We start from the raw sequence: 17,990 nt of genomic DNA on the forward strand, positions 1-17,990 counted from the left end.
TTCAACGCGCCGCCGAATGCAGGTAAGGTGACGGCAGAACGCGCGGCGCGGCGCCGTGCCTTGCCTTGCCACATCGCCCGCCGCATACACGGCGGCCACACAGCGAAGCAGCCATGAGCGAACTCTCCCCTTCCGTTTCTCCTCACGGCGACGCCACCTTGCGCGACGCCACCGAGCAGGATCTGCCCACCATCGCGGCCATCTATGCGCATCACGTGCAGCACAGCGTGGCATCGTTCGAGGAAACGCCGCCCTCCGTCGATGAATTTCGCGCCCGCCTCGCCAACGTGCGCGCCCTGGGCCTGCCGTGGATGGTGGCCGAGATCGACGGCAAGGTGGCCGGCTACTGCTACGCGACGCCCTACCGCCCGCGCCCCGCATACCGGCACACGGTGGAAGACTCGATCTACATCGACGACACCTTTCGCGGACGCGGCCTGGGCCGCGTGCTGCTGGCCGCGCTGATTGAGCGCTGCGAACAGGGGCCGTGGCGCCAGATGGTCGCGGTGATCGCCGACGGCGGACGCGGCGGATCGCTCTCGCTGCATCGCAGCCTTGGGTTCGAGTTGATCGGCACACTGAAGTCGGTGGGCTTCAAACAGGGCCGATGGCTCGATACGACCTTGATGCAGCGCGTGCTCGGCAAAGGCGATGCGGTGCCGCCCGGCGCGTGATGTGGCGTTAAGCGTGGTCGAGCGTGGTCGAGCGCGGTTGAGCGTGGTTGAGTGCGGCGGCTCGCCAGCGATGTCCGCTGTACTCAAACGACACTCATGCGGCACTCATGCGGCACTCATGCGGCACTCATGCGGCACTCGAGCAGCGCTCAGCCCGCGTTCGAACGCTGCCCTTGGGAAGCCCATGCGCCACGCAGCCCCGGCGTCTCGCCAGACGCCGCCGCGTTAGAATTCCGGCATGCCGAACACGCCCTCTCCCGCCGCGCCGTCCAACGCGCCGTCCGATCCGCCGCGCAACGAGTACACCGTCGACGAACTCGCACGCGTGGCCGACACCACCGTGCGCAACGTGCGCGCCTATCAGGACCGCGGCCTGCTCTCGCCGCCGGAAAAACGCGGGCGCGTGGGCGTCTACGACGACACGCACGTCTCGCGGCTCAAGCTCATCAATCACCTGCTCGCGCGCGGCTACACGCTCGCCAACATTCAAGACCTCATCAAGGCCATCGACGAAGGCCACGACCTGCGCTCCATCCTCGGCCTCGAAAGCGCCATTGGCAGCCGCTGGTCGCATGAAAGGCCCTGGAAGTATTCGCTCGTCGAACTCGGCAGGATGTTCGGCAGCAAAGCCTCACCCACCGTACTCGCGAAGGCGCTCGAACTCGGGCTGCTGGAACGCGACGGCCTCTCGTTCGTGGCGAAGAGCCCTGCGGCGCTCAACGCCGGCGCCGCCATGGCGCACGAAGGCATTCCTGCAGCGGACCTGCTCGACGCCGTGCGCGCCGCCCGCCCGCATTTCGGCGCGGTGGCAAAGGCGATGGTCGATCTCGTCGTGCGACAGCTGGACCGTTACGAGAGCGGCGACCTGCCGCCGCCCGCGGACGTCCCCGCGCTCGTGGAGGCGATCTGGCGCATCCGGCCGCTCGGCATGGTGCTCGTGGAAACCGAAATGAACCGCGCGCTCGAAGAGGCGTCTGGCGATTACCTCGGCGCGCGCGTGGCCGCGATCATGGAAAAGCTGGGGCACGGCGAGGCGGGCACGGCAGACGACAAGGCCGCCGCGACGAAACGGCCAACGGCGAAAAAAGCCGCATCTCACGCAGCGGCCTCCGGAACCACGGGCCGCGGCTCCGCTGACAAGCCGGCGAGGAGCAGCACGACCAAGGTCGGACGTGGCCGCACGTAGCGATTCGAGCGATCGGGTCGCCTGAGGCCGAGCGTTTCGTTCGCAGGCGCCGCGGTCCCCTCGCTTACCCCCATCCACGGGCGCTCTATACGCGCCCAAGGCGTCCCGCCATCTACGGCCCCGCGCGGCCGCACACCGCCCTCAGCGCAGGCACCCCCATAGAGTCCCCTTTCTAACCCGCTCCTTGCGCCTTCCGTTTTCAGCCTCTATCGTTACATCCACTGATGTAACAGTTGACACTGAATAAAAAGGAGACGGATCGGATGAACGCGCGCACCCTGCCCGCCGAAAGCGCCGCGCCCGCGGAGATCGACGTCGCGATCATCGGCTCGGGCTTTGCCGGGCTCGGCATGGCCATCCGCCTGCGCGAAGCGGGATTCACCGACTTCGCTATCGCCGAAAAAGCCGCCTCCGTAGGCGGCACCTGGCGCGACAACCACTACCCGGGCTGCGCCTGCGACGTGCAATCGCACGTCTACTCGTTCTCGTTCGCGCCGAATCCGCGCTGGACGCGCATGTTCGCGCCGCAGCCCGAAATCCGCGCGTACCTCGAAGACTGCGCGCAGCGTTTCGGCGTGACGCGCCATATCCGCTTCGGCCACGAGCTTGCGAACGCCACTTACGACGAAGCCACCCACCGCTGGCACCTGCGCTTCGTCAACGGCCAGCAATGGTCCGCGCGTGTGCTGATCTCGGGCATGGGCGGTCTCTCGCGCGCGGCGCTGCCCGACCTGCCAGGCCTCGAACGCTTCGCCGGCAAGACATTTCACTCGCAGCAGTGGGACCACACGTACGACCTCGCGGGCAAGCGCATTGCCGTGATCGGCACCGGCGCGAGCGCCATTCAGTTCGTGCCGCAGATCGCGCCGCGCGTCGCGCATCTCGATCTCTTTCAACGCACGCCGCCGTGGATCATGCCGAAGCCCGATCGCGCCGTGCGCCCGTTCGAGCAGTGGCTGTTCCGCCGTCTGCCCTTCACGCAGAAGCTCATGCGCGCGGGGCTCTACTGCATGCTCGAATCGCGCGCGCTCGGCTTCGCGATTCATCCGAAGCTCATGAAAACCGTGCAGAAGATCGCGCTGCGCCATCTGCGCCACCAGGTGCCGGACCCACAGCTGCGTGCGGTCTTGACACCCAACTACACGATTGGCTGCAAGCGCGTGCTGATTTCGAACGACTACTACCCCGCGCTTTCGCGCGAGAACGTGAAGGTGGTGACGAGCGGCATCCAGCGTATCGAGGCCGACGCGGTGGTCACGCTCGACGGCGTGCGGCACCCCGCCGACTGCCTCATTTTCGGCACGGGCTTCCAGGTGGCGGACCCGTTTCCGCGCGGCGCGATCATCGGACGCAACGGCATCGACATCGTGGACACCTGGCGCGACGGCGCGCACGCGTACCTCGGCACGACACTGCCTGGTTATCCGAATTTCTTCATGATCGTCGGACCGAACACGGGGCTGGGCCACAACTCGATGGTGTTCATGATCGAGTCGCAGGTCGAATACATCGTGCAGGCGCTGCGCACGATGAAGCGCGAGTTCGCCGACGCCATCGAGGTGCGCCCGCACGTGGAGCGCGCCTACAACGAGCGCATCCAGCAGAAACTGGGCCGCACCATCTGGTCGACGGGCGGCTGCAAGAGCTGGTATCTCGATCCGCGCACGGGCAAGAACACGACGCTGTGGCCCGGCTTCGCCTACCGGTTCCGCCAGGCCACGGCGACCTTCGACATGGCCGACTACTTCGCCTGGACCCAGCCGCCGGCCGTGCGTCCAGCCACACCGGCCGCAGTCACCGCACGCGCTGAAAACGGCAGCGGCAGCAGCACGCGCAACGTCGCAACTACGCCATGAGGCAATCAAAGGCCGCGAAGCACCTCTCATAACGACAAGGCAATGCAAAGCAAAGCAACACCAGGCAACACCAGGGAGAACAGGAGAACCACGATGAAGCATTTCACCGACCGGGTTGCCGCCATCACGGGCGCGGGTTCGGGCATGGGCCGCTCGCTCGCGCTGGCGCTCGCCCGCGAAGGCTGCCACCTCGCACTCGCCGATCGCAATGCCGCCACGCTCACCGAAACGGCCAGGCTCGCGCGCGCCGCGGCACCCGACAGGATCGGCGCGCCGCTCACCGTCACGACCTGCGTGCTCGACGTCGCGGACCGCGCCGCCATGTACGCCTGGGCTGACGCAACCGTCGCCGCTCACGGCCGCGTGAACCTCGTGTTCAACAACGCGGGCGTGGCGCTCTCCAGCACCATCGAAGGCATGGAATACGCCGACCTCGAATGGATCGTCGGCATCAACTTCTGGGGCGTGGTGCATGGCACGAAGGCGTTTCTCCCGCATCTGAAAGCGGCGGGAGAAGGTCATATCGTCAATACGTCGAGCGTGTTCGGCCTCTTTGCGCAGCCCGGCATGAGCGGCTACAACGCGACGAAATACGCAGTGCGCGGCTTCACCGAAGCGTTGCGCGAAGAACTCGATCTGATGGGCTGCGGCGTGTCCGCCACCTGCGTGCACCCCGGTGGCATTCGTACCAACATCGCGCAGGCCAGCCGCATCGCGAAGAACATGGTCGGCTTCATGATCGAGGACGAACAACAAGGCAAAGACGACTTCGAGAAGTTCTTCATCACGAGCGCCGACGATGCGGCCCGCACGATTCTCGCCGGCGTACGCCGCAACCGTCGGCGCATCTTGATCGGGCGCGATGCGCGCGCCGCCGACTGGCTCGCGCGCAGTCTGCCCGCCGCGTACCAGGCGCTCGTCGTGTGGCAGACGCGCCGCATGCGGCGCATCGCGCAACGCCGTGCGCGCGCTCATGCCGTGGAGCACGAAGCATGAACGACGCACGCGCCCCCATGCAAACATCCACGCAATCTTCCGCGAAACCGACGCAACCCCGAGGAGAGATGGCCATGATGCCCGTGCGCCGCGACCTGCGTTTCGCCCTACCGCCCGAGCGCGCCTGCACGTGGCACGCGAAGGGGCCGTACGTGACGCACTTTTTCAACGCGCTCTCGCTGCTCTTTCCAGCGGGCGAGCGCTTTTTCATGGACTCGGTGCGCCACTATCGCGACCGTATCGACGACCCGGTGCTCAAGCAGCAGGTGCTCGGCTTCATCGGTCAGGAAGCCATGCATACGCGCGAACACATCGAATACAACGATCTGCTCGACGCCGCAGGCCTGCCCGCGCACAAGCTCGACCGTCGCCTCTGGTGGATGCTGGACCTGTTCCGCAAGACGCTGCCGCAGTCGTTCCAGCTTGCCATCACGGTGGCGCTCGAACACTACACGGCGATGCTCGCCAATATGCTGTTGTCCGACGCCACGCGCATCGAGGGCTCCGAGCCCGGCTACACGCGCATGTGGACGTGGCATGCGCTCGAAGAAACGGAGCACAAGGCCGTTTCGTTCGACGTCTGGAATACGGTGATGAAGCCCGGCGTGGGCCGCTATCTGCTACGCACGGGCACCATGCTCGCGACCACGGTGCTGTTCTGGCTCATCGTGTTCGACTACCACGTGCGGTTGCTGATCGCCGACCGCAAGCGCGGCGGACATCTGCGCGGCCTGTGGCAGACCGTGAAGTTCCTGTATGGCCCGCGCCACGGCGTGTTTCCGGGCATTGCAGGCGAGTGGCTCAGCTTCTTCCGGCCGGGCTTTCACCCCTGGGACCACGACAATCGCGAGCATCTTGCCCGCATCGATTCGCTCGTCGCCGCGGTGGACGCTGCGAATGCGACTAACCCCGAAGCCGTGCGCAAGGCGACACGTCGGCGCGTGCAGGCTGCGGCCTGAGCGTGATGACGGCCTGCGCGGCTGCCGTTCTCAATGCAACGGCAACGCGCGCCGTGCCGCCTATCGTTCGGCCGGGCGGCCCATCGTGCTGCCTGCTTTCAGCGCGGCGGCAAAGGCAACGGCGCAAGCCGCCGGAATAACGTCGGGTAGTCGATGACGATCCCGTCCTCGTCCACGGTGAGGTTCGCCGTGAAGTCGCGAAAGATGCCTTCGTAGCGATACTCGCGGTTCAGTTCGACGCACGAGTAGGCCTGCCCGGCGCGCGTCACCTGCAGGTCGGGCGTGGAAATGTAGGCCACTGAAATGGGCTGACGCTCGCCCTGCGCGAGTTGCAGGCGGCGGATGGGCAGCGTGTTCGTGAACGGCGTGGCGGCAATGTCGATATCGATGCAGCCTTCGATGCCGCCCAGCCACTGACCGTGCCCGTCGTGCCAGTTGCCGGCGCCGTCGCCGAGCAGTTCCAGTTCGCCGCCACCCGCGATCTTGAGGTACGCGCGCAGGGTGCGCCACTGCAGATCGCAGCGCACCTGGTAGAAGAGCCCATACGGCTTGCTGTAGCGCTGCCCCACCACCACGCTCTCCACGTAGAAGCCGTCGTCGCGCGCGTCGAACGTCAGATGCTCGATGCCGTCGCCTTCCGCCGATGCCCATCGCACTTCGCGCATGTTCCTCTCCTGTTCGTGCTGTTCGTGCCGTCTGTGCTGTTCGTGATGCCGGAGACACAACGTCGCCGTCCGTCAACGCGTTGCCTCCTGCCTCCGGCAGCCGCGCTCCATCGTAACGCCATTGCCGCATTCGGCGCGCTGCGCTTCCGAAGCGCCGTTCGACGCGCCGGCCCCGCACTTCCCGTACCTGTTCCCGCCGTCGCCGCATGGTGCGGCGCGGTGTATTGACGCACTTTGCCGCACACCCGCGCGCAGGCTTCGTCGTGACGTGAAACAAAAAATTGATGCACCTCAACGATTTAGCCGCGTTTTCAGGATCTGCGTCATTGACGCCTGCGACGTGTTGGCACACCCCGCGTCGCAGCAAAGCCAGACGCATTGGCCTACGCTTACGCCGTCTGCCGAGGGGTCGTTCGACAACAGTCCGGCAGCACTTCAGTAGCAATTGAGCAGCATGAACTGACCAGCAACAAGCGCACCGGCATGAGCCGGCGCATCAAGTCAATCTGGCATCGGCATATGAACACCGCACTCTCGGCTTTCGATCTGGCCCGCATCCAGTTCGCCTTCACTGTCTCGTTTCACATCGTCTTCCCCGCGCTCAGCATCGGGCTCGCGAGCTTCATCGCCGTGCTCGAAGGCATGTGGCTCAAAACCGGCAAGGCGTACTACAAGGACCTTTGCCTCTTCTGGTCGAAGATCTTTGCAGTCGCCTTCGGCATGGGCGTCGTCTCCGGCGTCGTGATGAGCTACCAGTTCGGCACCAACTGGTCCGGCTTCTCGTCGTTCGCCGGTCCCGTCACGGGGCCGCTCCTCATGTACGAGGTCATGACCGCGTTCTTTCTGGAAGCCGGCTTCCTCGGCATCATGCTGTTCGGCTGGAACCGCGTGAGCCCGCGCGCGCACTATGGCGCCACGCTGATGGTCGCCATCGGCACGCTGATCTCCACGTTCTGGATTCTCGCCTCCAACAGCTGGATGCAGACGCCGCAGGGCTTCGAGATCGTGGACGGCCACGTCGTGCCCACCGACTGGTTCAAGATCATCTTCAATCCGTCGTTCCCGTACCGGCTCGCGCACATGGCGATTGCGGCGTTCATCGTCGCGGCGCTCGTCGTGGCGGCAACGGGTGCATGGCATCTGCTCAAGGGTCGCCGCGACAAGGCGGTGACGAAGATGTTCTCGATGGCGCTCGGCCTGCTGCTCGTACTCGCCCCGCTGCAAGCCGTGGTGGGCGACCAGCACGGGCTCAATACGCGCGAGTATCAGCCGGCCAAGATCGCGGCCATCGAAGGTCTGTGGGATACCGAACAAGGCGGCACTGCGCTCAACCTGTTCGGCATTCCCGACATGAAGGCCGAAACCACGCGCTACGCCGTGTCGATTCCGCATCTGGGCAGCCTGATCCTCACGCACAGCTGGGACGGCGAGATTCGCGGCCTCAAGAGCTTCCCGCCGCAAGACCGCCCCGATTCGACGGTGGTGTTCTGGAGTTTCCGCGTGATGGTGGGCTTAGGCATCGCGATGATCGCGCTGGCCGTGGCGGCGTGGGTGCTGCAACGGCGCGGCCGGCTGCATGAGGCGCGCTGGTTCCACAAGCTCTGCATCGCGATGGGACCGAGCGGCTTTGTCACGCTGCTCGCGGGTTGGGTCACCACTGAAGCAGGCCGCCAGCCGTGGGTGGTATACGGCGTGATGCGCACCTCGCAGGCAGTGTCGCCGCTCACGGCGCAGCAGGTGAGCGTCTCGCTGATGGCCTTCGTGGTGGTCTACTTCCTCGTGTTCGGCACGGGCATCTACTACCTGCTCAAGCTGATGCGCTCCGGCCCCGCGCTGCCCGGCACCACGCCCAACGGCGTACCCGACCACGAACCGGCTCACACGGCACGCCGCCCGCTTTCGGCCGCGGACGGGCTGATCGACGCCTGAGGGCCACTGCGCACGCCTGAGCGCCGCAACGAAAACTATCGGATCACCCCACGAGGACACAATGGACGTCACGACAATCTGGGCCGCCATCATCGCGCTCGGCCTTTTCATGTACGTGGTGCTGGACGGCTTCGATCTCGGCATCGGCATCATCTTTCCGTTCTTCCCGGACGAAGGCGAACGCGACCTCATGATGAACACGGTCGCGCCCGTCTGGGACGGCAACGAGACCTGGCTCGTGCTGGGCGGCGCGGGCCTCTTCGCGGTGTTCCCGGTGGTCTACTCGACCGTGCTCTCCGCGCTGTATCTGCCGCTCATCTTCATGCTGGCGTGCCTGATTTTCCGCGGCGTGTCGTTCGAGATTCGCGCGAAGGCCAACCGGACGAAGCATCTCTGGGACCTCGCGTTCATCGGCGGTTCGGCGGGCGCGGCATTCTTCCAGGGCATTGCGCTGGGTGCGTTTCTGCAAGGCATTCCCATGGACGACGGCCGCTTCGCCGGCGACCCGTTCGGCTGGCTCTCGCCGTTCAGCCTGCTCACGGGGCTCGGCCTTGTCGTGACCTACGCGCTGCTCGGCTGCTGCTGGCTCGTGGCGAAAACCGAAGGCGACCTGCAACGGCGGCTGCATCGCGTGGTGTGGCCGCTCACGGTGGTGCTGCTTGCGTTCATCGGGCTCGTGAGCCTGTGCACGCCGCTCCAGGACCCGAACATTGCCGCCCGCTGGTTCGACTCCGGCCTCTTCTGGCGGCTGCTGCCGGTGCCGTTCCTCGTGGCCGCGTGCGCGTTCTTCATGCGCCGCGCCGTGAAGCGGCGCGAGCACGTCACGCCGTTCGTGCTCGCGCTCGGGCTCGTGCTGCTCGGCTACGTGGGGCTGCTCGTGAGCCTCTGGCCGTACGCCATTCCGCAGAGCCTGACCGTATGGCAGGCGGCGGCGCCGCGCTCGAGCCAGATGTTCACGCTGGCGGGCACGGTGGTCATTCTGCCGATCATCATCGGCTACACGACGATGGGCTACTGGGTCTTTCGCGGCAAGGTGCGCCATGGCGACCAACATCACTATCACTGAGCAGGCGGCGGGAACGGGCGGCGGGTCGGGTGTGCGGAGTGTGTCGGACATGTCGGGCATCCCGGCCGTCGCGGGCACGAGAGGCATCGCCAGCGTCGCCACCGACACGACGCGCAATGCCGCAGTCTCCGGCGCGGCTGCCCATGCGGCTGCCGCACGGACACCTTCCGTCGGGTCGCCGAGCCACCTGCCCGGCTGGTTCTGGTTCGTCGCGCTGTGGTGCGGTGGCGTGGGCGCCGCCATGGGGCTCGGGTTCGCCTTCAAGGTGCTGATGAACCTCACGCTCTTCGCCGTGAAGTGAGCGCCTGACCTGCCACTCGCTGACCACTTGCCGGCCACGTGCCTGCCACTCGCTGACCACTTGCCGGCCACTCGCCGCCTCTCTGGCTGGCGCTTCAAAAATTCCTCCCGCTTTCCGTCTTCGAAACAGGCTCCGGCGTAAGCGCCGCCGGGGCCTCGCTGCAGTGCGGACGCGAAGGCCCGTGGCCACGCCACGAACCACGCGCTGCGTCGCAGACAGGCCATAGAGCGCCGGTGCAGGGAACACGGCGCGCGGGGGGACCAATCTTTCATTCGCCGAAACCGTTGCAATCGTTCGCGAGCCGTGCGAACAATCACGCATCGCGCGAGAGGCAAGCGCGAGACGAAGCCGGCAAGGCACGGCGGGACATTGCAGCGTTCGCTGCAACATTCGCCGCCGCCATCGACGGAGAGCCGGCAGACGCCGCCGCACGGGGAGCGGCGCGCCTGCCGGCTGACGATGGACCGGCCGCGAGGCGCGACGAATGCAACGGATGCGGGGAACGGATGTCGAGAGGGATGGACAAGCGCGATGCAAACGAAGCGGCGCAGCGGGCACAACGTACCGGCAGCGGCAGCGGCGCAATCAACCGGCAGGGCCGGCACGCGGAGACACCATGAAGTTTCTTGTGGCCGACGACCATGAACTCATCCGCCAGGGCGTGAAGGGCCTGCTGCGCGGGCTCGACGCGGACGCACAATTCGACGAGGCCGACAGCTGGGAGACCCTCGTGGCCGCCGCGCGGCCCGATGCCGACCACGATCTGGCCATCGTCGATCTGCACATGCCGGGCATGAGCGGCGCGGCGTCGCTGGCGACGCTGCTCGCGGGCAATCCGGCGCTGCCGGTGGTGGTGCTCTCGGCGGAAGAGTCGCCCGACGAAATGCGCGCCGTGCTCGCCGCGGGCGCGCTCGGCTTCGTGCCGAAGCGGCAGCCGGCCAGCGTGATGCTGAAGGCGATCGAACTGGTGCTGTCGGGCGGCGCCTATGTGCCGATGGAGGCGCTGAGCCTGCTCGGCGCACGCGACGGCGCTCAACGCGAAGCAGCGCCGTCCGCACCCTTCTACGAAGACTCCGGCGCAACGCGATCCGCCGGCAGCGCCGCGTCTACCGCCGCTTCTACTACCGATACACCCGCCCCGACCTCGCTCCTGCAACCCCACCAGCGCCATCTGCTCGAAAACCTGTCGCCTCGGCAGCAGGACATCATGCGGCTCGTCCATCGCGGCTGGACCAACAAGATGATTGCGCGCGAGCTAGGCGTAGCCGAGGGAACCGTGAAGGTGCACCTCTCCGTGATTTTTCGCGCGCTCGGCGTGCACAACCGCTCCACGGCGATCGCCGTGATCAATGGATGGCTGGAGGCGGGCAAGACACTGTGAGCGTCGCGCTTGCCGTGTCCGTCTCCTGGTGCTGCTGGTGCTGCTGGTGCTGCCGCTCCTCGCGCTCCTGCCATAGCGTCTGCAGCGTGCGGCGCAGCCGCGCCGGCGTCACCGGCTTGTGCAGCACGGGAATGCCTTGCGCCGCGAGCGCATGCAGGTCCGACGACGCCATGTCCCCCGTAATCAGCAGCGTCACCGGGTCCACCACGCCCGCGCGATGCAGCGCGTCGCGCACCGCCGCGAGCGCCTGCGCGCCGGTGCGATGGTCGGCCAACTGGTAGTCGCAGAGCACCGCGTCCGGCGCGAAGCCGGCTTCGATCTGTCGCGCGGCCTCATGTTCGTTGCGCACGCCGCGCACCTCGCAGCCCCAGCGCGCAAGCAGGCTTTCCAGCCCGGCCAGAATGGCGGGCTCGTCGTCGATGCACAGCACGCGCCGGCCTTCGGGCGCCGCGCCCGCAGTCACCGTATCGTCGAGGCTCGTCACGATGCGGCTTGCGTCGCCATTGGGCACCGCGAAGCGGAACACCGTTCCCCGCTGCGGCGCCGAGCGCAATTGCAGTTCGCTGCCCAGCAGGTCGATCAACCGCTTCACCGTGGGTAGCCCAAGGCCATGCCCCTGGCGCGCGTCGCGTGCCGGATTCGCCACCTGGTAGAACTCGTCGAAGATGCGCTGCTGCTCTTCTGCCGCGATGCCGATGCCCGAGTCCCGCACCTCGATATAGCCGCCGTCCGGCCGTCCCCCGCGGCGAAAACCCATCCAGATGGCGCCCTCCTCCGTGTAGCGGATCGCGTTCGAGAGCAGGTTGCCGAGCACGCGCTCCAGCAGCACCGGGTCGTCGTAGAGCACGGCCTGCGTCGGCGCGATGCGCAGCGCGAGCCCCTTCGCCGCCGCCTGCGGCCAATACTGATTGCCCACGCGCTCGAACAGCTCCGCGAGCCGGAAGTGCAGCCGGATTACCTGCGTCACGCCGCTTTCGAGGCGCGCGAGGTCGAGCACCTGGTTGAACAGCTGGTTCAACGCCTCGACGTTGTGGACGATGTGGCGCGCGGTCCGCTCGCGCTGCGCCGCGGCATCGGGAATCGCGTCGGGGTTAGGGTTGGCGCTGGTGTCGGCCTGGGCGGCATCGCCCGTGCCAGAGCCCGCTTCGGTACCCGCATCGATACCCGCTTCACCGCCCTTGCCCCCACCCGCGCCGGGGCCCGCGGCGGCGCCGGGATCGTTCAATGACGCCGCCAGCAACCCGATGGCATGCAGCGGTTGGCGCAGGTCGTGGCTTGCCGCCGCGAAGAAGCGCGTCTTGGCGAGGCTCGCCTCTTCGACCAGCAGCTTTTGCTGCGCGAGCGTCTCGGCGAGCTGCTGCTGATCGACGCGCGCTTCCACCACGCGACGGAACAGCCGTCGGTAGCTCGCCGCGTAGACGTTGATCGCGCAGAAGAAAAACGCCAACACGATGGCGAGAATCGTGCGATCGAACGTGTGCGCGCTGAAGTGAAGCGCGATGGAAGGCAGCAGCAGGAACGGAATCGATGTCGAGAAGTTGAGGAAGTCGAAGCCGTTCGACATGAACACACCCGCCGCCAGCGTGACCAGCATGACGGTGTGCAGCACCGGCAGATCGGCCTGAGTACTATGAAACGCGAACCAGATGGACAGCCCCGGGGCGCTGTAGATGAACACGCCGCGCAGCGCGTGCAGCACGATCCAGCTGCGCGCGCTCAGCGCCCCTGCCGCGTACCGGTGCCACAGCCACAGCGCGAGCCCGGCCACGTTCGCGACGCTGTAGAACGCCATCCATGCCGTGAAGAGATGCGAGTACGACGCCGACCAGTGCGGACGCTCGGACCAGTAGATCGCCACGAGCGTGCCGAGCGAAAACCAGTGGGTGAAAAAGGCGATGGGGTCCTGCGCGTAGAGCACGCGGACCTGATCTTCGTCGATGGCCTGCTGGACGGGGTTGGCCCGCATCGCGCGGTCTCCTTGCCGGATAGAGGGTGCGGCTGCTTTGGCTTTGCTGGGCTTTGGCTTTGCTGGGCTGTGGCCCGCTGGCGCCCGGCTGCATTCGATTGCGTTCGGCTGCATTCACGTGCGCCGTTGGGCTGCGTCGGCAACGGTTGGCGCCGCCCTTTCAGCGGGCGCCGTTCCTGCGCCTGACGGTTTACCCGCGCAGTTTACCCACCAGCTATCACTTAATCCATATAGGCGAACGGGGGGCCAAAAACCATACTGCGTGCAACTTTCCGCGCGCCCCGCTTTCCCCGCGAACCTCGCGGACGCCCGCAGCACGGGCCTCCCCGCCGGCTTCCCACGTTTGTCGCGCGCAAGCCATTCCCCGATGGAGACCGCCATGAACGCCCTGACCACCGCGGCAAGCAGCCGGCCGACGCCAACGCCCACCCCCACTGCGTCCCGCCTTCCCGACGACGCCATCCTGCCCGACCTCTGGCGCCGCCGCACCGCGCTTTCCGACGACGAAATGGTCTCGATGTACGACCTCGTGCGCCGCACGCTGCGCAGCTACCACCCGCACGAGCTCTACGCGCTGGGCGAAGACAAGGACGAACTCGTGTCCCAGTTCATCTACGCGCGGGTGCTGCGTCTCGCGCCCGGCCGCGAAGACACCGAAGCCTGCGCGGGCAGCGCGCCCTCCAACGGCTACGCGCTGTGCGCCTACTTTCGCCGCTACCTGATCGACTGCCTGCGCAGCGCGAGCCACCAGCGCAACGTTTCGATGGAGGAAGACGGCATCCTGCTCGACGTGGAGCGCCGCACTCACAGCATCGACGACCCGGTGCGCAGCGTGCTGCTCGACTACGGGCTCGACGAGTGCAGCGTGCGCGCCGCGGCCCGCACGTTCATTGCGAGCCTCGACGAACCGGAGCGCATCGTGCTGGCCGGCAGTCTCGGCTGGTGCTCCGAATACAAGGGTGGCCTCGCCGCGGTGGCCGCGGCGCACGGCGTGCCCTCGTATCACTACCGCGCCGTGAAACTCGGCGTCACCACGAAGAAGACGGGCAACGCCGCCGATTTTTCCACGACGAAAATCGGCCAGTGGCTCACGCAGGTGCTTCACATCGAGATCGAGCCGGACAATCGCGCGGCGATTCTGGTCGTGCTCAACCTGCTCGCGGCCGAATCGCGGGAATCACGGGATACGCAGGAGCCGCGCAATTCGCTCAATTCACGCGATGAACGTGGTGGACGCGATGAACGCGATGAATTCGCCAATCGCGAAGAAAGTGCCGAGCCCGAACTCAACGAAGCCGCCGCATGATCGGACGCGCAGGCGTGCGCGGGTGCCGGGATCGCGACGGCACCGCACCCGCGAAAGACCGCCTGCGCCGCGGCCCGGCTTTTCTTTCCGCCCACACCGTCTACGATGAATACGCGCAATACGCGTCCCGCCGTTTTCGCCGTCCGCTTGATTCCCGCCATTCCCGCAACGCACAACACGTTCCGGGCGCGTCATGGGCTTCGTCCGTGGCCGCCCGGTCAACAACACGAGGTGACCGCATGGCCATGAATCGTCTGTCGAGTGCAATCGACGCGCTCAAGCCGCACTACGAAGTCGTCGTGATCGGGTCGGGCTACGGCGGCGCCATCGCCGCAAGCCGCATGGCGCGCGCGAAGCGCAGCGTCTGCGTGCTTGAGCGGGGACGCGAGTTCATGGCCGGCGAGTTCCCGGCCACGCCGCTCGAAGGGCTCACGCAGGTGCAGTACAACACGGCGGCTGGGCAGATCGGTTCGCCGCTCGCGCTCATCGAAGTGCACGTGAATCCCGAGGTCAACGTGGTGGTGGGCTGCGGGCTGGGCGGCACATCGCTCATCAACGCGAATGTCGCGCTGCATCCCGAGCCGAGGCTCTGGGACGACCCGCGCTGGCCCGCCGCGCTGCGCGAAGACCGCCTCGGCGTGGCCGCGGGCTACGAGCGCGCCACGGCCATGCTGCAACCTTCGCCCGTGCCCGCCGACTTCGCCCGCCTGCCCAAGCTCGACGCGCTGCAGCAGTCGGCGACCGTGCTCGGCATGGAACAGTCGTTCTACCGGCCGCCCGTCACCGTGACGTTCACCACGGGCAAGAACGCAGCGGGTGTGGAACAGACGCGCTGCATCGGCTGCGGCGACTGCAACTCGGGTTGCAACCACGGCGCGAAGAACTCAACGCACATGAACTACCTGCCCGACGCCGTCGCGCACGGCGCGCAGATCTTCACGGGCGTCTGCGTGCATTCGGTGGCACGCGACGACGAGACGCAGCCCTGGCAGGTGCGCTATCAGCTCGTGGACCTGGGACGCGAAAGCTACGGCGCGCCCGACCTCTTCCTGACCGCCGACGTGGTGATCCTCGCCGCCGGCACGCTCGGCTCCACGGCGATCCTGCTGCGCTCGCAGGCCGCGGGCCTGCCGCTCTCGCCGCTGGTGGGCCGGCACTTCACGGGCAACGGCGACGTGCTCGCCTTCGCCTTCAATACGGACCACGAAATCAACGGCGTGGGCTGGGGCGCGCAGGCGCCCGGCGTGGTGCCACCCGTGGGGCCGACCATCGCCGGCATCATCGACCAACGCAACACGCCGGACGTGCGGGACGGCTACGTGATCGAGGAAGGGTCGCTCGCTGCGCCCATCGGCGAGGCGATGATGGGCGTGCTCGGCATCGCGTCCGCGGCCGAGGGCGTGCCGGTGGCGGACACGCTCGATGCAACCAACGCAACCGCCGACACTGCGCCCGAACTGCGCGCCGCCGCCCGCCTCGCGCAAAGCGTGCTGCGCGGGCCGTACCACGGTGCCATGCGCAACACGCAGACCTACCTCGTGATGGCTCACGACGACGAGAGCGGCGAAATCCGCGTGGAAGAGGGCCGCGCGCGCGTTGCCTGGCCCAACGCGGGCAAGCAGCCCGTCTACGCGGCCATCGAAAAAACGCTCGAAGCGGCCACGGCGGCGCTGGGCGGCGACTACGTGCGCAATCCGATCTCCACGGGCCTCTTCAACGACCGCACGGTCACCGTGCATCCGCTCGGCGGCTGCGCGATGGCCGACGACGCCGCGCACGGCGTGGTGGACGACGCGGGCTGCGTGTTCAGCGGCGCGAGCGGCGATGCGGTGCACGCAGGCCTCTACGTGATGGACGGCGCCACGATGCCGATGTCGCTCGGCGTGAATCCGCTGCTCACCATCTCCGCGCTCGCGGAGCGCAACTGCGCGAAGCTGGCCGCTGCGCACGGCTGGTCCATCGACTACGCCGCGGCGGGCGATGCCGCGCCGCCGCCTGCACCGCGCATCGGCCTGCGCTTCACGGAAACCATGGTGGGCACCTACACGCCCGCGGACGGCAGCGCGCCGTCGCCCATGAGCTTCACGCTCACGGTGATGTCCGACGATCTGGAGGCGATGCTCGCGAGCCCGCAGCACGAAGCGCGCATGGCCGGCACGCTCACCTGCCCGGCGCTTTCCGCACAGCCGCTCACCATCGCCGATGGCCGTTTCAACCTCTTCGTCACCGATGAAGAGAACGTGGACCGGCGCAACATGAACTACCACATGACGTTGGAGTCGGCGGAGGGCAGACGCTACGCATTCTTCGGGCAAAAGATCGTCACGCATTCGTCGCTGCTGGAGCTGTGGCCGCAGACCAATACGCTTTACGTGGAAGTGCGCGACTGGCCGGCTGCGTCCGCCGAACCCACGCCCGAGATCATCGGGAAGGCCACGCTCATCATCACGCCCGAAAACTTCCTCAAGCAGATGCGCACCATCGAAGTGACGAACGCGCCCGATCTCGAAACGCGGCTCGCCTGGACCCTGCGCTTCGGCCGCTTCTTCGCGGGCGTGCTGTTCACCGAATACGGCGGCGTGGCGGCGCCGTTGCAGTACGCGAGCAGTCTCGCGGGCGACCCCGCGCCGCAAACGCCGCGCGTGCGCCGCGTGCTGCGCGCGCCCGCGCCGCAACTCACGTTCTTTCCCACCGCAGACGGCAAGACGCTGCGCCTCACGCGCTATCAAGGCGACGCAAAGGAACAGAAGGGCCCGGTGCTGCTGATCCACGGCTCGGGCGTATCGAGCCGCATTTTCTCGACGGATCTGATCGCGACCAACCTCGTGGAGTATCTGTGCGCGGCGGGCTACGACGTGTGGCTCGTCGACCTGCGCGTGAGCATCGAATTGCCGGGCGCAGGCGACGCGACCACCGCCGACGCCATCGCCCGCGAGGACATTCCCGCCGCCGTTGCCAAGGTGCGCGAACTGACGGGCGCCGCGTCCATCCAGGTGGTCGCCCATTGCCTCGGCGCCCTGGCGTTCACCATGTCGATGCTCGCGGGGCTCGAAGGCGTGCGCTCGGCCGTGCTCTCGCAGGTGTCGGCGCATCCCGTGCCGGGGCTGCTGCAAAAGATCAAGGCGGGCCTGCACACGCCGCAGATCCTCCAGCACCTCGGCGTGGAAGACCTGAGCGCCTACACGCGCGAAGCGTCGTGGCCGGGCAACCTGCTCGACGAAGCGCTGCGCTTTTTCCCCGTGGGCCACGACGAGGGCTGCAACAACGCCGTCTGTCATCGCGCGACGTTTCTCTACGGCCTGCTCTACGAACACATGCAGCTCGACGAGCCATTGCACGCGCATCTCGACGAGCTGTTCGGCATTCACGACGTCACGCTCTTCAACCAGCTTGCCGCGATGGTGCGTGCGGGCCATCTCGTGGATGCCGATGGCGAGGACGTCTATCTGCCGCACCTCGATCGCCTGCAACTGCCGCTCACGTTCCTGCACGGCGCGGAAAACCGCTGCTACGTGCCGGCGAGCACCGAAACCACCTTCGGCATGCTCGTGGACCGCTTCGGGCCCGCGCAGTACGAGAGGCACGTGATTCCGGGCTACGGTCATATCGACTGCATGTTCGGCAAACATGCGGCCACGGACGTGTACCCGCTGATCCGCGGCCATCTCGACGCGCATTGAGGATGCAAGATGCACTGACGAAGCG

The 17,990-nt window shown here is 67.1% G+C and carries 13 protein-coding genes; 11 read left to right on the plus strand and 2 right to left on the minus strand.

Annotated elements, in window-relative coordinates; all coding sequences use genetic code 11:
* Positions 1–113: 113 nt before the first annotated feature.
* The 5 genes from PXJ20_RS26165 to PXJ20_RS26185 all read left to right on the plus strand — a co-directional run bounded on the left by PXJ20_RS26165 (position 114) and on the right by PXJ20_RS26185 (position 5,671).
* The gene (locus PXJ20_RS26165) at positions 114–674 is read left to right on the plus strand and encodes a GNAT family N-acetyltransferase (RefSeq protein ID WP_421032479.1); all 561 of its coding nucleotides are present in this window, start codon (positions 114–116) and stop codon (positions 672–674) included.
* A gap of 238 nt (positions 675–912) precedes the next feature.
* On the plus strand, positions 913–1,860 hold the full coding sequence (locus tag PXJ20_RS26170; RefSeq protein ID WP_421032480.1) for a MerR family transcriptional regulator: 948 nt from the start codon (positions 913–915) through the stop codon (positions 1,858–1,860).
* 263 nt (positions 1,861–2,123) lie between these two features.
* Complete coding sequence (locus tag PXJ20_RS26175; protein ID WP_421032481.1) at positions 2,124–3,716, plus strand: flavin-containing monooxygenase; 1,593 nt, start codon at positions 2,124–2,126, stop codon at positions 3,714–3,716.
* Positions 3,717–3,809: 93 nt separating this feature from the next.
* On the plus strand, positions 3,810–4,712 hold the full coding sequence (locus PXJ20_RS26180) for an SDR family NAD(P)-dependent oxidoreductase (protein WP_017773657.1): 903 nt from the start codon (positions 3,810–3,812) through the stop codon (positions 4,710–4,712).
* Between the two features lie 74 nt (positions 4,713–4,786).
* Positions 4,787–5,671, plus strand: coding sequence for a metal-dependent hydrolase (locus PXJ20_RS26185; RefSeq protein WP_421032482.1), 885 nt, complete (start codon positions 4,787–4,789; stop codon positions 5,669–5,671).
* 98 nt (positions 5,672–5,769) lie between these two features.
* Here the strand turns inward: PXJ20_RS26185 and PXJ20_RS26190 are convergent, their stop codons facing one another.
* Positions 5,770–6,336: a putative glycolipid-binding domain-containing protein gene (locus PXJ20_RS26190; protein WP_277599652.1), complete on the minus strand. Its 567-nt coding sequence runs from the start codon at positions 6,334–6,336 to the stop codon at positions 5,770–5,772.
* A gap of 519 nt (positions 6,337–6,855) precedes the next feature.
* Here PXJ20_RS26190 and PXJ20_RS26195 point away from each other — a divergent pair.
* The 4 genes from PXJ20_RS26195 to PXJ20_RS26210 all read left to right on the plus strand — a co-directional run bounded on the left by PXJ20_RS26195 (position 6,856) and on the right by PXJ20_RS26210 (position 11,013).
* Positions 6,856–8,265 (plus strand): cytochrome ubiquinol oxidase subunit I, encoded by a 1,410-nt coding sequence (locus tag PXJ20_RS26195; RefSeq protein ID WP_026121216.1) that lies wholly within the window; start codon positions 6,856–6,858, stop codon positions 8,263–8,265.
* Between the two features lie 61 nt (positions 8,266–8,326).
* Positions 8,327–9,331 carry a cytochrome d ubiquinol oxidase subunit II gene (cydB, locus tag PXJ20_RS26200; protein ID WP_126877535.1) on the plus strand — a complete coding sequence of 335 codons (1,005 nt, stop codon included), beginning with the start codon at positions 8,327–8,329 and terminating at the stop codon, positions 9,329–9,331.
* A complete protein-coding gene (locus tag PXJ20_RS26205) occupies positions 9,306–9,632 on the plus strand; it encodes a hypothetical protein (RefSeq protein ID WP_277599939.1) in 327 nt (108 codons plus the stop codon). Before cydB ends, PXJ20_RS26205 begins: the two co-directional genes overlap by 26 nt.
* Positions 9,633–10,248: 616 nt before the next feature.
* A complete protein-coding gene (locus tag PXJ20_RS26210; RefSeq protein ID WP_421032483.1) occupies positions 10,249–11,013 on the plus strand; it encodes a response regulator in 765 nt (254 codons plus the stop codon).
* On the opposite strand, the gene PXJ20_RS26215 is transcribed toward PXJ20_RS26210, so the two are convergent.
* Entirely contained in the window at positions 10,979–12,979 is a 2,001-nt protein-coding gene (locus PXJ20_RS26215) for a hybrid sensor histidine kinase/response regulator (protein ID WP_421032484.1), read from the minus strand. The genes PXJ20_RS26210 and PXJ20_RS26215 overlap by 35 nt on opposite strands.
* 379 nt (positions 12,980–13,358) lie before the next feature.
* Between PXJ20_RS26215 and PXJ20_RS26220 the strand changes: the two genes are divergently transcribed.
* Both PXJ20_RS26220 and PXJ20_RS26225 read left to right on the plus strand, forming a co-directional pair.
* Entirely contained in the window at positions 13,359–14,285 is a 927-nt protein-coding gene (locus PXJ20_RS26220; RefSeq protein WP_421032485.1) for a hypothetical protein, read from the plus strand.
* A 245-nt stretch (positions 14,286–14,530) separates the two neighbouring features.
* Entirely contained in the window at positions 14,531–17,965 is a 3,435-nt protein-coding gene (locus PXJ20_RS26225) for a GMC family oxidoreductase N-terminal domain-containing protein (RefSeq protein WP_421032676.1), read from the plus strand.
* The last annotated feature ends 25 nt before the right edge of the window (positions 17,966–17,990 follow it).

The organism is Paraburkholderia sp. A1RI_3L (genome assembly GCF_048957895.1).
Lineage (GTDB): Bacteria > Pseudomonadota > Gammaproteobacteria > Burkholderiales > Burkholderiaceae > Paraburkholderia > Paraburkholderia kururiensis.

What these genes read in the sequence shown, in the direction of transcription:
- PXJ20_RS26195 (WP_026121216.1), top strand. Translation starts at nt 6,856, where the DNA reads ATGAACACCGCACTCTCGGCTTTCGATCTGGCCCGCATCCAGTTCGCC.
- cydB (WP_126877535.1), top strand. Translation starts at nt 8,327, where the DNA reads ATGGACGTCACGACAATCTGGGCCGCCATCATCGCGCTCGGCCTTTTC.
- PXJ20_RS26170 (WP_421032480.1), top strand. Translation starts at nt 913, where the DNA reads ATGCCGAACACGCCCTCTCCCGCCGCGCCGTCCAACGCGCCGTCCGAT.
- PXJ20_RS26180 (WP_017773657.1), top strand. Translation starts at nt 3,810, where the DNA reads ATGAAGCATTTCACCGACCGGGTTGCCGCCATCACGGGCGCGGGTTCG.
- PXJ20_RS26225 (WP_421032676.1), top strand. Translation starts at nt 14,531, where the DNA reads ATGAATCGTCTGTCGAGTGCAATCGACGCGCTCAAGCCGCACTACGAA.
- PXJ20_RS26185 (WP_421032482.1), top strand. Translation starts at nt 4,787, where the DNA reads ATGATGCCCGTGCGCCGCGACCTGCGTTTCGCCCTACCGCCCGAGCGC.
- PXJ20_RS26175 (WP_421032481.1), top strand. Translation starts at nt 2,124, where the DNA reads ATGAACGCGCGCACCCTGCCCGCCGAAAGCGCCGCGCCCGCGGAGATC.
- PXJ20_RS26210 (WP_421032483.1), top strand. Translation starts at nt 10,249, where the DNA reads ATGAAGTTTCTTGTGGCCGACGACCATGAACTCATCCGCCAGGGCGTG.
- PXJ20_RS26215 (WP_421032484.1), bottom strand. Translation starts at nt 12,979, where the DNA reads ATGCGGGCCAACCCCGTCCAGCAGGCCATCGACGAAGATCAGGTCCGC.
- PXJ20_RS26190 (WP_277599652.1), bottom strand. Translation starts at nt 6,336, where the DNA reads ATGCGCGAAGTGCGATGGGCATCGGCGGAAGGCGACGGCATCGAGCAT.
- PXJ20_RS26220 (WP_421032485.1), top strand. Translation starts at nt 13,359, where the DNA reads ATGAACGCCCTGACCACCGCGGCAAGCAGCCGGCCGACGCCAACGCCC.
- PXJ20_RS26165 (WP_421032479.1), top strand. Translation starts at nt 114, where the DNA reads ATGAGCGAACTCTCCCCTTCCGTTTCTCCTCACGGCGACGCCACCTTG.
- PXJ20_RS26205 (WP_277599939.1), top strand. Translation starts at nt 9,306, where the DNA reads ATGGCGACCAACATCACTATCACTGAGCAGGCGGCGGGAACGGGCGGC.